The organism is Streptomyces sp. NPDC050703, from assembly GCF_040654435.1.
GTDB lineage: Bacteria > Actinomycetota > Actinomycetes > Streptomycetales > Streptomycetaceae > Streptomyces.
In genome coordinates, this window is record NZ_JBFAHX010000002.1 from 152,884 (window position 1) to 167,506 (window position 14,623).

The following is a 14,623-nucleotide window of genomic DNA, read 5'->3' on the forward strand; positions in this document are numbered from 1 at the left end:
GGGCTCATGGGCCCCTCGCCGGGCCGTAGGATGGACGGCATGGCAAAGACCGGTACGACGACCCAGGGGCTGCGCGCGGCGATCGAGCGCAGCGGCTACTACCCGGCCCTCGTGGCCGAGGCCGTGGAGGCCGCCATCGGCGGCGAGGCCATCGGGTCGTACCTGGTCCACCAGGAGACGACGTTCGACGCCAACGAAGTGCGCAGGCACGTCACGGTCCTCGTGCTGACCGGCACCCGCTTCATCGTGAGCCACACCGACGAGCAGGCGGCGGACGGCACGTCCCCGACGCCGTACGCGACGACCTCCACGGAGTCGGTCAAGATCGGCCGGATCTCCTCCGTCGTCCTCAGCCGCGTCGTCGCCAACCCCGAGAAGTACGTGCCCGGCACACCGCCCCGCGAGGTCGTCCTGACCATCGGCTGGGGCGCCGTCTCCCGCATCGACCTGGAGCCCGCGGCCTGCGGCGACCCCAACTGCGAGGCCGACCACGGGTACACCGGCAGCTCCACCGCCGACGACCTCAGCCTGCGCGTCAGCGAGGCCGGTGACGGCCCCGACGCCGTGCGGCAGACGCTCGCCTTCGCCCAGGCCCTGTCCGAGGCCACCGCGGAGACCGCCCGCTGATGTCGCTGCCCGCCTGGGACGACGTGGAGCCGCTCGCCCTCGACACCGCCCCCGTGCCCGCGTACGGCTCGGGATCGCTCGCCGACCTGCTGCCGACGCTCGTCGCCCACCAGGGCGTGCCGGGCCACGCTCCGGCCATCGCCGAGCTGGCTCCCGCCGACCGCAACTGCGTCTTCCTGATCGACGGCCTCGGCTGGGAGCAGCTCAAGGCGCACCCCGCGGAGGCCCCCTTCCTCAGCTCGCTGCTCGCCGGCTCGCGCGGCGGCACGGGACAGCCGATCACCGCCGGTTTCCCCGCCACCACAGCGACGTCGCTCGCCTCGGTCGGCACGGGGCTGCCGCCGGGCGCCCACGGCCTGCCCGGGTACACCGTGCGCGATCCCGCCACGGGCGAGCTGATGAACCAGCTCCGCTGGAACCCGTGGACGGACCCGCACGCCTGGCAGCCGCACCCCACCGTCTTCCAGCAGGCCCACGAGGCGGGGGTGCACACCGCCCAGGTCTCGGCGCCCGGCTTCGAGCACACCCCGCTCACGAAGATCGCCCTCAGCGGCGGCACCTTCCGCGGCAGACTCTCCGGGGAGGACCGCATGGACCTCGCCGCCGAGCAACTGGCGGCGGGGGACCGGTCCCTGGTCTACACGTACTACGCGGAGGTCGACGGCAAGGGCCACCGCTTCGGCGTGGACTCCGACGACTGGCGCGGCCAGCTCATGTACGTCGACCGGCTCGCCCAGCGCCTCGCGGAGCGGCTGCCGCCGCGCAGTGCCCTGTACGTCACCGCCGACCACGGCATGCTCGACATCCCCTTCGACGAGCGGTCCCGTATCGACTTCGACGAGGACTGGGAGCTGCGCGCCGGCGTCGCCCACCTCGGCGGCGAGGGCCGCGCCCGCCATGTCTACGCGGTCCCCGGTGCGCAGAACGACGTATTGACGGTGTGGCGCGAGGTGCTGGGCGAGCAGTTCTGGGTCGCCTCACGTGACGAGGCGATCAACGCGGGCTGGTTCGGTCCACACATTGATCAACGTGTGTACGAGCGCATCGGCGACGTGGTCGCCGCCGCGCACGACGACGCGGCGATCATCGCCACGCGGCGCGAGCCCAACGAGTCGGCACTGGTCGGCATGCACGGGTCCATGACCGCCGTCGAACAGCTCGTTCCCCTCCTCGAAGTACGCTCCTAGACCCCCACTCCGCACGCCTCGAAAGGTCCGCCACCCCCCATGCCCGAGCTGGTGTTCTTCTCCGGAACGATGGACTGCGGAAAGAGCACACTGGCTCTGCAGATCGAGCACAACCGCTCGGCCCGCGGGCTCCAGGGACTGATCTTCACGCGGGACGACCGCGCGGGCGAGGGCAAGCTCTCCTCCCGGCTCGGCCTGGTCACCGACGCGATCGAGGCCGCGGACGACTTCGACTTCTACGCCCACCTCGTCGACCACCTCTCGCGCGGCGGACGCGCGGACTACGTGATCGCCGACGAGGCGCAGTTCCTCACCCCGGACCAGATCGACCAGCTGGCCCGGATCGTCGACGACCTCGCACTCGACGTCTTCGCCTTCGGCATCACCACGGACTTCCGCTCCAAGCTGTTCCCCGGCTCGCAGCGCCTGGTGGAGCTCGCCGACCGCGTCGAGGTGCTCCAGGTCGAGGCCCTGTGCTGGTGCGGCGCCCGCGCCACGCACAACGCCCGCACCATAGGCGGCGAAATGGTCGTCGAGGGCGCCCAGGTCGTCATCGGCGACGTCGACCAGTCGCCCGACGAGGTCGGCTACGAGGTCCTGTGCCGCCGTCACCACCAGCGCAGGACGACGGCGGCGACCGCACGCGCGGGTGCCCTCTCACCCGACGTCCTGCCGGTGGACACCGCCGCCCTCCGCGCCTGAACGCGCCTGGGGGCCCGCGTCACCGCTCCGGCCGGATCAGCCCTCGCGGTCGGAGCGCACGACGGTGAAGACCGCGCCCTCCGGATCGGCCACCGTCACCATCCGCCCGTAGGCGTCGTCCCACGCGGGCCGGACCACGTGGCCGCCCAGCTCGACGACCCGGCCCGCCGCCGCGTCGGCGTCGGCGACCTCGAAGTACGTCATCCAGTGCGGGCCCGTGTCGCGGGGCAGCGCGTCGCCCACGCCGTGCATGGACGCCACGGGGCGCCCGTCGACACACAGCCGCAGATAGTCGACGTCGGCCGAGACGACGGGCTCCTCGGTGAAGCCGAAGACGTTGCGGTAGAACGGGAAGACGCCGGAGGTCTCCCTGGTCACCAGCTCGTACCAGGCGGGCGCTCCCGGCTCGCCGACCACCGCGGAGCCCAGGTGGCGCGCGGCCTGCCAGAGCCCGAACACCGCGCCCGTGGGGTCGAGCGCCACGGCCATCCGCCCCGCCTTCCCGGCCGTGATGGGGCCGACGCCCACCGTGCCGCCGCAGTGGCGCACCGCCTCGGCCGTCGCGTCCGCGTCGTCCGTCGCCAGATACGGCGTCCAGGCGATGGGGAGCTGCCGGCCGGGCGGAAGCTGGCCGATCCCGGCGACCTCGTGGCCGTCGAGCAGCGCCCGCACATAGGGGCCGAGCTGTTCGGGTCCCGGCCGGAACTCCCAGCCGAAGAGCGCTCCGTAGAACTCCTGGGTCGCTGCCAGGCCGTGCGCCATCAGGCTCACCCAGCAGGGTGTGCCGGGTGTGCTCGGACCGGCTCCCGCGCCGTCACGCCGTCCGGCGGACGCCCGTGCCTCGGTCATCGTCACCTTCTCCTCGGCCTTCGTCACGGCCGCTTCGTCTTCGCTTCCGAGCGCGCGTGCCCTCGACGCACGCCCGCGCACCGTGCAGATGCTCGCACCACCCGCAGCGCTTCGCGTTCCGGCCGCGCCGCGCCGGGGGCTTCCCGCTCCGGCTCTCCGCCTCCGGCCTCCCGCGGAGCATGCCCGTTTCGCGGTCATCGACCCGCTGACGACCCGCTGACGCGGAATGTCCGGCCGGTGTCCGCCCACGGTACGGGGAGTGCCAGGTTCGGTACGCCCCGTGTCCGGTCGGGGTCCGGCCGAGCAGGCTAGCCGGACCTTGGCCGCGCGGCCACCCCATGCGCAAGGATGGGGTCCATGAACGCCATCATCTCCGCAGCCGAACTCGCGAGCGACCTGGCGGGCGAGAATCCGCCGGTCCTCCTCGACGTCCGCTGGCAGCACCAGGGCTCGATGCGATCCGCGTACGAGGAGGGGCACATCCCCTCGGCCGTCTTCGTCGACCTGGACGCCGACCTGGCGGGACCCCCCGGCCCGCGCGGCAGGCACCCCCTGCCGGACGTGGACCGCTTCGGCGCGGTGATGCGGGCCGCGGGGGTCTCCGCGGACCGGGACGTGGTGGTGTACGACGGTGGCCAGAACTGGGCGGCGGCGCGCCTGTGGTGGATGCTGCGCTGGACCGGGCACACCTCTGTCCGCGTCCTCGACGGCGGCATCGCCCTGTGGACCGGACCGCTGGAGCGGGGCGAGGGCAAGGCGCCCGCCGAGGGCACCTTCGCACCCGCCCCGAACAGCACGGACTACTTGGACGCGGACTCCGCGGCGGCTCTCGCCCGTTCGGGGCTGCTCCTCGACGCCCGCGCGGCCGAGCGGTACCGCGGCGAGGTCGAGCCGATCGACAAGGTGGCGGGCCACATCCCGGGCGCGGTCTCCGCGCCCACCACGGAGAACGTCCGGGAGGACGGCCGCTTCAAGCCGTCCGCCGAACTGGCCGACCGCTTCCGGTCGCTCGGCGCGGACGGCGGCACGGAGGTCGGCGTCTACTGCGGCTCCGGCGTCTCGGGCGCGCATGAGGTGCTGGCCCTCGCGGTCGCCGGCGTCCCGGCCGCCCTGTACGTCGGTTCGTGGTCGGAGTGGTCCGCGGACGGATCGCGGCCCGTCGCCACGGGCGCCGACCCCGGGTAGCGGTACGGGCCCACGCGCGGCGGCCCCGCACCTTCGAGGTGCGGGGCCGCCGGCGTACGACCTGCTACTCCTGCTTCTTGCGGCGTGTGCCGAAGACGATCTCGTCCCAGCTCGGGACCGCGGCGCGGCGCCCGGGGCGGACGCCGTCGGCCTCGGCCTGACGGTCCGTGGAGCCGACGAGGCGGTCGCGGTGGCTGGCCACCGCGCGTGGCATGAGCACGTCCGCGTAGGCCGCCCCGGCGCCGGCCGAGGCCGCGGGGGGCTCCTCGGCGTCGATCTCCTGCTCGGGCTCGTCCTGCACGGGCACGGGCGGCAGTTCCGCGGTGGACGCGACCGAGGGGCGCTCGGGCACCACCATGTCGCCGCGGAAGCTCGGCACCGCCTCCAGGAGGCTGGTCAGCGAGTCGCGCTCCTGCTCGGCCACCGCGGCGCCCGCGCCGATGCCCTCCTCCGGCGGCTCGACGGGGGCCGGAGGCACACTTGGACGGTCCATCTGCCGGTCGAGGGCGCGGTCGAGCGGCCGGTCGAGGGGGCGGTCCCTGGGCAGCCGGGCGATGCGCGGCACGAACGGGAAGCTGGGCTCGGGCGCGGCGATGTCGTCGGTCTCACCGATCAGCGAGCGCGCCTCGTCGTCCACGGCCTGGACGAGCCGCCGGGGCGGGTCGTACGTCCAGCTCGCGGAGTGCGGCTCGGTCGCGACGCGGTAGACGAGCAGGACCTCCCAGGTGCCGTCGTCGCGGCGCCAGGAGTCCCACTGGACGGTGTCCTTGTCGGCCCCGCGCAGCAGCAGCCGCTCCTGGACGGCCTCGCCGAGCTGGGGCCCCGTGTTCTCCCCGGGGCGGCGGACGGGTGTCTTCCGTGCGCGCTCGGCCATGAAGGCGCGCTCCGCGAGGACGGGTCCCTCGAAGCGGCGGACGCGGTCGACGGGGATGCCGGCGAGCTGGGCCACTTCCTCCGCGCTGGCACCGGCACGTATCCGCGCCTGGATGTCACGGGGGCGGAGGTGGCTCTCCACCTCGATCTCGATCTGGCCGAGTCGGGGCCGGTCACCGCGGACGGCCGCGCGCAACCGTTCGTCGATCGGAAGCGTGTACTCCGTGCTGTCCGCAGCTTTCAGCACCAGCCGTGTGCCGTCGTTGCTGACGGCCACGACACGCAGTTCGGGCATGGGAACCTCCCGGGTGGTGCCTGCCGACGTCACGTGCGTCGCTGCTTCCGCTAGTCGAGTGTGGCCTGCCCGGGTGCAGCCTGCCACAACCTTGCCGAGTTGCCCGGCGTGTCGGGCATGGGCCCTGGATCGCCGTTATGGCACGGTTACCCCTTCGCAACGCTAAGTGACGACGTTCGTCACCCTGTGCAGCAGGTCCCCCACCCGGCGGTCCTTGGAGGCCCGGGCACCCTGGCGGGAGACCGGACCCAGGGCTCGCAACAGTACTCCATTCGGGCCACCCGGGTGGACCGCCGCGCCGCCGAAGTTCTCGCAGGGGAAGGGAGTTGAACGCCTTCCCCGATCCCGTGTTCGTACACATGCGTGGCGCACTTCACGGAATCGCCCGAAACGGAACTAATCACTTCGCCCATACGTCCCTTTCTCGTGCAGTCAGTCGAGAAAGGCGAGAAAGGCAGGCAAGGGGCGGAGATGCGAGTAAAGCCGGATTCCGGCAAGGAGTCGAAGGACCAGGAGGAGCCGGAGGGCAAGCGGCGCCTCGATCTCAGCGTGCCGCAGGTCGCGGGCAGCGCCATGGCCGCGGTGGTGGCGGCCAAGCTCGCCTCGAACCTCGGTGTCTACGGGACGATCCTCGGCGCCGGCGTCGTGAGCGGCGTGGCGACCTGTGGCGGCACCATCTTCCAGCACTTCTTCAAGCGTACGGGTGAACAGATACGCGTCGTGGCCGTCCAGGCCAAGCCCAGGGCGCAGCAGGTGCCGGTGGCCCGGAGCCCCTCGGTGCCCGACACTTTCAAGCCACCGGAGACGTCCAAGCTCTCCGGCGCCGCCGCGGGCGCCACCGGGCCCGTGACCACGACGTGGGGCAGACCCCGCGACACCGCGGCCGGGACCGGCGCCGGCGCCGACGAGACGACGGTCCTGCCCGTCTCCGGAGCGGACGAGACGACGGTGCTGCCCGTCCCCGGCGGCGACGCGGACCCCACGACGGTCCTGCCCTCGGTCGCCGCGGCGGGCGCCGACGCCGAGCGGACCCAGCTCCTCGGCTCCGTCGACGCCACGCGCGCGTTGCCGACGGACGACGCCACGCGCGTGCTGCGCGCCGGCGCCCTGCCGGGGGCCCCGGAGGCGGCGGCTCCCGGGACGGCCGCCATGCCGCCGCTCCCGCCCGACGAGTTCACCGAGGGGACGACGCACCGCGCGCGTGTCCGCAGCTGGAAGCGGCCGCTGATCGCTGCGGCCCTGGTGTTCGGTGTCTCCATGGCCGGCATCACCACGTACGAGCTGGTCTCGGGCAAGGACTTCAGCGGCGGCGAGGGCACCACCATCAGCAACCTCACGCGGAACAACCACACCTCTCCGAAGGAGCCGTCCGCGCCCGCGGGCGATCCGACGGGGCAGCCCTCGGACAGCGGCACCTCGGGCACGGACGAGGGCTCCACCCAGGATGACGGCGGCGCCACGCGGGACCCGGAGGGGACCGGCGGCCAGACCCCGGGCACGGGCGAAGGCACCGGCTCGGGCTCCGCGTCCGAGGACCCCGGCACGGACTCCGGCGACACCGGCGAGGACAAGGGCACGGACTCCGGTTCCGGGAGCGACGACTCGCGTACGGACCCGACACCGACCACGGCCCCGACGCCCACCCCGTCCACCGGCACCGGCACGGGCGCCGGCGGCGACGCGCGGGAGGGCGAGACCCCGAGCCCGTAGGCGGGTCAGTCGCCGAGGACCCGCCGCAGGTAGTCGTTGCCGAACATGCGGTCGGGGTCGAGGCGGTCGCGCAGGGCCGTGAACTCGCCGAAGCGGGGGTACACCCCGGCGAGGTACGCCGCGTCGCGCGTGTGCAGCTTGCCCCAGTGCGGCCGCCCCTCATGGGCCGTGAAGATCCGCTCGGCCGCCGTGAAGTAGGCCTGGTACGGCGTGCCCTTGTACATGTGGACGGCGATGTACGCGCTCTCCCGGCCCGAGGCCGTGGAGAGCGCGATGTCGTCGGCGGGCGCGGTGCGGACCTCCACGGGGAAGCTGATCCGCAGCCGTGAGCGGTCCACCATGGCCTTCAGCTCACGCAGCGTCTCCACCAGGGCTTCGCGCGGCACGGCGTACTCCATCTCCGTGAAGCGCACCCGGCGCGGACTCGTGAAGACCTTGTACGGGATGTCCGTGTACGTCCGTGCGGAGAGCGCCTTGCTGGAGACCCTGGCGATGGCGGGGATGGTCGCGGGCGCGGCCCTGCCGATGGTGTTGACCACCTGGAAGAGGCCGTTGGAGAGGAGTTCGTCCTCCACGAAGGCGCTGATCCGGCCGGGCGGGGCGGCGGGACCCGGGCCGCGGTTGTTGCGCTTGGTGTTGCAGTTGCCGGTGTGCGGGAACCAGTAGAACTCGAAGTGCTCGTTCTCCGTGAAGAGCGCGTCGAAGTCCGAGGTGACCTCGTCGAAGGTCATCGGCTCCTCGCGGGCGGTGAGGTAGAAGACCGGCTCCACGGCGAACGTGATCGCGGTGATGACGCCGAGGGCGCCGAGCCCGACGCGGGCGGCGGCGAAGACGTCGGCGTTCTCCGCCGCGGAGCAGGTGAGGACCGTGCCGTCGGCGGTGACCAGTTCCAGGGCGGTGATCTGGGCGGCGATCGACGCCGAGTCCCGGCCCGTGCCGTGCGTACCGGTGCTGACGGCCCCGGAGACCGTCTGCTCCATGATGTCGCCCATGTTGGTCAGGGACAGGCCCTCGCGCGCGAGGGCCGTGTTCAGCCGCTTCAGCGGGGTGCCGGCCTCCACGGTGACCGTGCCGCCCTCGCGGTCGATGCGGCGGATGCCGGTGAGCAGGTCCGGGCGTATGAGGAGGCCGTCGGTGGCCGCCGCCGCGGTGAAGGAGTGCCCCGACCCCACGGGCTTCGCCCTGAGACCGTCCTCCTTGGCCCCGCGCAGCGCATCGGCCAGCTCGTCCACCGACGCGGGCATGGCCTCCCTGGCCGGCCGCGAGGTGACGGTGCCCGCCCAGTTACGCCACGCCGGTGTGCTCTTCGCGCTGCCCGTGCTCATGGGTCCCCCTCCGTTGCGGAACCGGCCGCTTCAGCCGGCGATACCCCAAGAACCCGACGACGACCGCGGCGGCCCCGGAGACGCCCGGGACCGCGTACCCGGCGTCCGGGCCCGCGGCGTCGATCACCCAGCCGGCCGCGGAGGAGCCGAGCGCGACGCCGACCGCGAGTCCGGTGCTCACCCAGGTCATGCCCTCGGTCAGTTTCGCGCGTGGTACGTGCTGCTCGACGAGGGCCATCGTCGTGATCATCGTCGGAGCGATGAAGAGGCCCGCCACGAACAGCGCCACGGCCAGGAACAGCAGGTTCCCGACCAGTTGAAGCGGGATCATACTCACGGCCATCGCACAGACGCCCAGCAGCCACCTGGGGGCCGGTGCGCCCTTGAAGTGCAGCAGGCCGAAGACGGCACCGGCGAGACAGGAGCCGAGCGCGTACACGGCGAGCACCAGGCTCGCCAGGGACTTGTGACCCTGGTCCTCCGCGAAGGCCACGGTGACCACATCGATCGCCCCGAAGATCGCGCCGGTCGCGACGAAGGTGGCCACCAGCACCTGGAGCCCGCCGGAGCGCAGCGCCGAGCCGCCGGTGTGGTGCTCGCGCGGGTGGGGGACGGGTTCGGTCTCCCGCTGGGCCGTCAGCCAGAAGACGCCCACGGCGAGGAAGGCCCCGGCGAGCAGGGGGCCCGCCTCGGGGAACCACACCGTGGAGAGACCGATCGAGATGATCGGCCCGAAGATGAAGCAGACCTCGTCCACCACGGACTCGAAGGAGTACGCGGTGTGCAGCTGCGGGGTGTCGCGGTAGAGCACGGCCCAGCGCGCCCTGATCATCGAGCCGACGCTCGGCACGCAGCCGACCAGCGCGGCGAAGAGGAACAGCGTCCAGTCGGGCGCCTCGAACGTGGCGCAGAGCAGCAGCCCGCTGACCGCCGCGAGGGAGACCAGTGTCGCGGGGCGGAGCACCCGGCGCTGGCCGTGCCGGTCCACCAGGCGCGAGATCTGCGGCCCGATCACGGCGGCGGACAGCGCGACGGTCGCCGAGAGCGCGCCCGCGAGTCCGTACCGCCCGGTCAGCTGCGACACCATGGTCACGATGCCGATGCCCATCATCGACAGCGGCATGCGGCCGAGGAACCCGGCGATGGAGAAGGACTTCGTACCGGGGGCGGCGAAGATGGCGCGGTAGGGGCTGGGCACGTGGACTCCGCTGGGGCGCCGGAGCGGCTCCCGCGGGGGAGGGGCTCCGGTAAGGCGTAAAGGTGGCCAATACAGCTTACGGCTCCCGCGGGGGGTGCCGCACCGGAATTCCCCGGACGGGAAGCGCGGGTCCCGGCCGGTCGGCGAGCCCCTCTCCGCGGCTGTCAGTGGGGGGTGGCAGGATCGGCTGCATGTCCGATGCGCTTGACCCCACTCCCTACGACGCCCTGCTGCTGCTCTCGTTCGGCGGTCCAGAAGGCCCTGACGACGTCGTCCCGTTCCTGGAGAACGTGACGCGTGGTCGCGGCATCCCCAAGGAGCGACTCAAGGAGGTGGGGCAGCACTACTTCCTGTTCGGCGGGGTCAGCCCGATCAACGACCAGAACCGCGCCCTGCTCGACGCCCTGCGCAAGGACTTCGCGGAGCACGGCCTCGACCTGCCGGTCTACTGGGGCAACCGCAACTGGGCGCCGTACCTCACCGACACCCTGCGCGAGATGGTGCGGGACGGCCGCCGCCGCATCCTGGTCCTCGCCACCAGCGCCTACGCCTCGTACTCCGGCTGCCGCCAGTACCGCGAGAACCTCGCGGAGTCCCTGGCCGCCCTGGAGGCCGAGGGCCTGGAGCTGCCGCGCGTCGACAAGCTGCGGCACTACTTCAACCACCCCGGCTTCGTGCGCCCCATGACGGACGGCGTCCTGAAGTCCCTCGCCGAGCTGCCCGACGACGTGCGGGACGGCGCGCACCTGGCCTTCACGACGCACTCCATCCCCGACTCCGCGGCCGACACCTCCGGCCCGGTCGAGCAGCACGGGGACGGCGGGGCGTACGTCAAGGAGCACCTGGACGTGGCCCGGCTGATCGCCGACGCGGTCCGCGAGGAGACCGGCGTCGAGCACCCCTGGCAGCTCGTCTACCAGTCGCGCAGCGGCGCCCCGCACATCCCGTGGCTCGAACCGGACATCTGCGACCACCTGGAGGAGCGGCACGGCGCCGGGGCCCCCGCGGTCGTCATGGTCCCCATCGGCTTCGTCTCGGACCACATGGAGGTCCTGTACGACCTCGACACCGAGGCCGAGGCCAAGGCGGCGGAGCTCGGCCTCCCGGTGCGCCGCTCGGCGACGGTCGGCGCCGACCCGCGGTTCGCCGCGGCGGTCAGGGAGCTGGTCATGGAGCGCGCCGCGCGCGAGAGCGGCACGGCGGTCGCGCCCTGCGCCCTCGGAGCCCTCGGCGCGAGCCACGACGTGTGCCCGGTGGGCTGCTGCCCGGCCCGTGCCCCCAGGCCCGCGGCCGCCGGCGCCGACAGCCCGTACGCGTGAACCAGAGCACGCAGAGCACGCAGAGCACGAGGAGCACCATGACGGACCCGCTGAGGGCGCTGAAGGCCGAGCTGCTCGACGTCGCCCTGGAGACCGCGCACCGGGCCGGCGCCTTCCTGCGCGACGGCCGCCCCGCCGACCTGGGGGTCGCCGCGACCAAGACCAGCGCCGTCGACGTCGTCACGGAGATGGACCTCGCCTCCGAGAAGCTGATCACCGACTTCCTCGCCGAGCGCAGGCCCGACGACGGCGTGCTCGGCGAGGAGGGTGCCAGCTTCGAGGGCAGCAGCGGCGTGCAGTGGGTGATCGACCCGATCGACGGCACGGTCAACTACCTGTACGGCCGCCCCGACTGGTCGGTGTCCGTCGCCGCCCGCAAGGACGGCGAGACCCTGGTCGGCGTCGTGTACGCCCCGGTGCGCGGGGAGACCAGCCGCGCGGTCCTCGGCGGGGGCGCCTTCCTCGACGACGAGCCCACGCGCGTGCGTCCCGCGCCGCCGTTCGAGCAGGCCCTGGTCGGCACCGGCTTCGGGTACGTGGCCGAGCGCCGCGCCCAGCAGGCCGAGGTGGCCCGGCAGCTGATCCCGCGGGTGCGGGACATCCGGCGCGGGGGCTCGGCCGCGATCGACCTGTGCGATGTGGCGGCGGGCCGCCTCGACGCGTACTACGAGCGCGGGCTCAACCCCTGGGACTTCGCCGCGGGCGAGCTCATCGCCAGGGAGGCGGGCGCGCTGACCGGTGGCCGCCCCGGAGAGCGCCTCTCGGGCGAGCTGGCCGTCGCGGCCCCGCCCGGTCTCTTCCCGGCGCTCCAGGGCCTCTTGGAGGACCTCGGCGCCTGGCACGACTGACCCCGGACCCCCGCGCGGGAACGCGAAGGCCCCGGCACCTCGTCCACAGGTACCGGGGCCTCGCGCGCGGTGGGTCAGACGTGCAGAGCGTTTACCTCGACGCCGTGCTCGGCGGCCAGGCGGTGGAGGTCTTCCAGCTCCGCCTGCTCGACCTCGGCAAGGAAGTCGTCTCCCGTCTCACGGGCCATCGTGAGGTCGGACTCCGTGGCCTTTATGCGCTGCAGAAGACCTGCGGTGAATGCGTCCATGGTTGCGCCCCCTCGGCTGGGTCGTGGGTCGATGGCACGGGGGTGTGCCCTCAAGAAGGGGCGATCACGTCTCTCGCCGCCCTGGAGTAAGCGGTTGGTGGCACGCCACTGACAAAGCGTGATCGCGGGTGTAAGCCCGTCCTCCCCCCGCACGGCGCCGCAGAAACCTCGGCGGCCCGAGAAAGTCCCGCGTTCGCGGGGGCCGGTCCGCCTTACAGCCGGTTTATGGCCGAAAGGGGCAGGATGGAGCCCTACCCCCAGACAGACCTGCCCGCAGGGGCACAGAGGAAGGACAGCGACGTGCGCGTACTCGTCGTCGAGGACGAGCAGCTGCTCGCCGATGCGGTGGCCACCGGACTGCGCCGGGAGGCCATGGCCGTCGACGTCGTGTACGACGGGGCGGCCGCCCTGGAGCGCATCGGCGTCAACGACTACGACGTCGTCGTGCTCGACCGGGACCTCCCGCTCGTGCACGGTGACGACGTCTGCCGCAAGATCGTCGAGCTCGGCATGCCGACCCGCGTCCTGATGCTCACCGCGTCGGGCGACGTCAGCGACCGCGTCGAGGGCCTGGAGATCGGCGCCGACGACTATCTGCCCAAGCCGTTCGCGTTCAGCGAGCTGACGGCACGCGTGCGTGCCCTCGGCCGGCGGACCAGCGTGCCGCTGCCGCCCGTCCTGGAGCGCGCCGGGATCAAGCTCGACCCCAACCGCCGCGAGGTCTTCCGCGAGGGCAGGGAGATCCAGCTCGCCCCCAAGGAGTTCGCCGTGCTTGAGGTGCTGCTGCGCAGCGAGGGCGCGGTCGTCTCCGCGGAACAGCTCCTGGAGAAGGCCTGGGACGAGAACACCGACCCGTTCACGAACGTCGTCCGGGTGACCGTCATGACCCTGCGCCGCAAGCTCGGTGAGCCCGCCGTCATCGTGACGGTCCCCGGCTCGGGCTACCGGATCTGACCCCCGGTGGCCTCGACACCGGCGCCACCGACAGCGCCACCGAAGCCGACGTGGGACCCGAGGAAGGTCGAGCCGCCCTTCCCGTGGCTGCGGCCCACGATCCGCATACGCCTCACCCTGCTGTACGGCGGGATGTTCCTGATCGCGGGCATCCTGCTGCTCTCGATCATCTACCTGCTCGCCGCGCAGGCGCTGAACGTGGGCAGTGAGCTGCCGTTCAAGATCATCGAGGGCCAGGTGGCCAGCACGGTCTGCAACCTGCCCCGCAACCCCAGCGCCGACGACCTCAACCAGGCCATGGGCGCGTGCGTCAACGAACAGCGCCAGCACGCGCTCGACAACCTCCTGAGCCGTTCGCTGCTCGCGCTCCTCGGCCTGGCCGTGATCGCGTTCGCGTTCGGGTACGCGATGGCGGGCCGCGTGCTCTCGCCGCTCGGCCGCATCACCCGTACCGCCCGCAGGGTGGCCGGCACGGACCTGTCCCGGCGCATCGAGCTCGACGGGCCCGACGACGAGCTGAAGGAGCTGTCCGACACCTTCGACGAGATGCTGGACCGCCTGGAACGGGCCTTCACCGCCCAGCAGCGCTTCGTGGGCAACGCCTCGCACGAGCTGCGCACGCCCCTGGCGATCAACCGCACGCTGCTGGAGGTGCACCTCTCCGACCCCGGGGCGCCGCCGGAGCTGCACCAGCTCGGCAAGACGCTGCTCGCCACCAACGAGCGCAGCGAGCAGCTCGTGGAGGGCCTGCTGCTGCTCGCCCGCAGCGACAACCAGATCGTGGAGCGCAAGCCGGTCGACCTCGCCGAGGTGGCCGACCGCGCCGTCGACCAGGTCCTGGCCGAGGCGGAGGCCAAGGGCGTGGAGATACGCGGCGAGCGCGGCGTGGCCGTCGTCCAGGGCAACGGCGTCCTCCTTGAGCGCATCGCCCTGAACCTCGTCCAGAACGCCGTGAGGTACAACGTGCCGAGCCACGAAGGGCAGGGCGGCTGGGTCGAGGTCACCACGGAGGCCCAGCACGGCCAGGCGGTCCTGGTGGTCTCCAACACGGGGCCGGTGGTGCCCGCGTACGAGATCGACAACCTCTTCGAGCCGTTCCGGCGGCTGCGGACCGAGCGCACGGGCAGCGACAAGGGCGTCGGGCTCGGCCTGTCGATCGCCCGGTCGGTCGCGCGGGCCCACGGGGGCCGTATCATCGCGGAGCCGCGCGAAGGGGGTGGGCTCGTGATGCGTGTCACCCTGCCCCTCTGAGGAGGTGCCGCAGCCGCGAGCGCTTGTTCGCTTTGCGCGGAATTTTCGGGAC

General features: G+C 72.8%; 14 protein-coding genes. 9 read left to right on the forward strand and 5 right to left on the reverse strand.

Going from position 1 to position 14,623, the window contains the following annotated elements; all coding sequences use genetic code 11:
* Positions 1 to 39: 39 nt before the first annotated feature.
* The 3 genes from AB0I16_RS02320 to AB0I16_RS02330 are packed head-to-tail and all read left to right on the forward strand — an operon-like array spanning position 40 to position 2,516.
* Positions 40 to 627, forward strand: a complete 588-nt coding sequence (locus AB0I16_RS02320; protein WP_076684164.1) for a DUF5998 family protein — start codon at positions 40 to 42, stop codon at positions 625 to 627.
* Positions 627 to 1,814 (forward strand): nucleotide pyrophosphatase/phosphodiesterase family protein, encoded by a 1,188-nt coding sequence (locus AB0I16_RS02325; RefSeq protein ID WP_363247406.1) that lies wholly within the window; start codon positions 627 to 629, stop codon positions 1,812 to 1,814. Before AB0I16_RS02320 ends, AB0I16_RS02325 begins: the two co-directional genes overlap by 1 nt.
* 39 nt (positions 1,815 to 1,853) lie before the next feature.
* A complete protein-coding gene (locus AB0I16_RS02330; RefSeq protein WP_363247407.1) occupies positions 1,854 to 2,516 on the forward strand; it encodes a thymidine kinase in 663 nt (220 codons plus the stop codon).
* Between the two features lie 36 nt (positions 2,517 to 2,552).
* Here the strand turns inward: AB0I16_RS02330 and AB0I16_RS02335 are convergent, their stop codons facing one another.
* Positions 2,553 to 3,365, reverse strand: a complete 813-nt coding sequence (locus tag AB0I16_RS02335; RefSeq protein WP_363247564.1) for a VOC family protein — start codon at positions 3,363 to 3,365, stop codon at positions 2,553 to 2,555.
* A 357-nt stretch (positions 3,366 to 3,722) separates the two neighbouring features.
* Here AB0I16_RS02335 and AB0I16_RS02340 point away from each other — a divergent pair, with 357 nt between their 5' ends.
* Positions 3,723 to 4,550: a sulfurtransferase gene (locus AB0I16_RS02340; RefSeq protein WP_363247408.1), complete on the forward strand. Its 828-nt coding sequence runs from the start codon at positions 3,723 to 3,725 to the stop codon at positions 4,548 to 4,550.
* A gap of 64 nt (positions 4,551 to 4,614) precedes the next feature.
* Here the strand turns inward: AB0I16_RS02340 and sepH are convergent, their stop codons facing one another.
* On the reverse strand, positions 4,615 to 5,718 hold the full coding sequence (sepH, locus tag AB0I16_RS02345) for a septation protein SepH (protein ID WP_363247409.1): 1,104 nt from the start codon (positions 5,716 to 5,718) through the stop codon (positions 4,615 to 4,617).
* 471 nt (positions 5,719 to 6,189) lie between these two features.
* Between sepH and AB0I16_RS02350 the strand changes: the two genes are divergently transcribed.
* A complete protein-coding gene (locus AB0I16_RS02350) occupies positions 6,190 to 7,428 on the forward strand; it encodes a hypothetical protein (protein WP_363247410.1) in 1,239 nt (412 codons plus the stop codon).
* Between the two features lie 5 nt (positions 7,429 to 7,433).
* Here AB0I16_RS02350 and AB0I16_RS02355 read toward each other — a convergent pair whose 3' ends face one another.
* Positions 7,434 to 8,753, reverse strand: a complete 1,320-nt coding sequence (locus AB0I16_RS02355; RefSeq protein ID WP_363247411.1) for a D-arabinono-1,4-lactone oxidase — start codon at positions 8,751 to 8,753, stop codon at positions 7,434 to 7,436.
* A complete protein-coding gene (locus tag AB0I16_RS02360) occupies positions 8,713 to 9,951 on the reverse strand; it encodes an MFS transporter (RefSeq protein ID WP_363247412.1) in 1,239 nt (412 codons plus the stop codon). Before AB0I16_RS02360 ends, AB0I16_RS02355 begins: the two co-directional genes overlap by 41 nt.
* Positions 9,952 to 10,142: 191 nt before the next feature.
* On the opposite strand from AB0I16_RS02360, the gene AB0I16_RS02365 reads away from it, so the two are divergent.
* Both AB0I16_RS02365 and AB0I16_RS02370 read left to right on the forward strand, forming a co-directional pair.
* Positions 10,143 to 11,270, forward strand: coding sequence for a ferrochelatase (locus AB0I16_RS02365; protein ID WP_363247413.1), 1,128 nt, complete (start codon positions 10,143 to 10,145; stop codon positions 11,268 to 11,270).
* Between the two features lie 38 nt (positions 11,271 to 11,308).
* The gene (locus AB0I16_RS02370) at positions 11,309 to 12,118 is read left to right on the forward strand and encodes an inositol monophosphatase family protein (protein WP_363247414.1); all 810 of its coding nucleotides are present in this window, start codon (positions 11,309 to 11,311) and stop codon (positions 12,116 to 12,118) included.
* Positions 12,119 to 12,192: 74 nt separating this feature from the next.
* On the opposite strand, the gene AB0I16_RS02375 is transcribed toward AB0I16_RS02370, so the two are convergent.
* Positions 12,193 to 12,366: a hypothetical protein gene (locus tag AB0I16_RS02375; RefSeq protein ID WP_363247415.1), complete on the reverse strand. Its 174-nt coding sequence runs from the start codon at positions 12,364 to 12,366 to the stop codon at positions 12,193 to 12,195.
* 300 nt (positions 12,367 to 12,666) lie between these two features.
* Between AB0I16_RS02375 and AB0I16_RS02380 the strand changes: the two genes are divergently transcribed.
* The gene (locus AB0I16_RS02380; RefSeq protein WP_062780089.1) at positions 12,667 to 13,320 is read left to right on the forward strand and encodes a response regulator transcription factor; all 654 of its coding nucleotides are present in this window, start codon (positions 12,667 to 12,669) and stop codon (positions 13,318 to 13,320) included.
* Positions 13,321 to 13,326: 6 nt separating this feature from the next.
* Complete coding sequence (locus AB0I16_RS02385) at positions 13,327 to 14,571, forward strand: HAMP domain-containing sensor histidine kinase (RefSeq protein WP_363247416.1); 1,245 nt, start codon at positions 13,327 to 13,329, stop codon at positions 14,569 to 14,571.
* Positions 14,572 to 14,623: the final 52 nt, after the last annotated feature.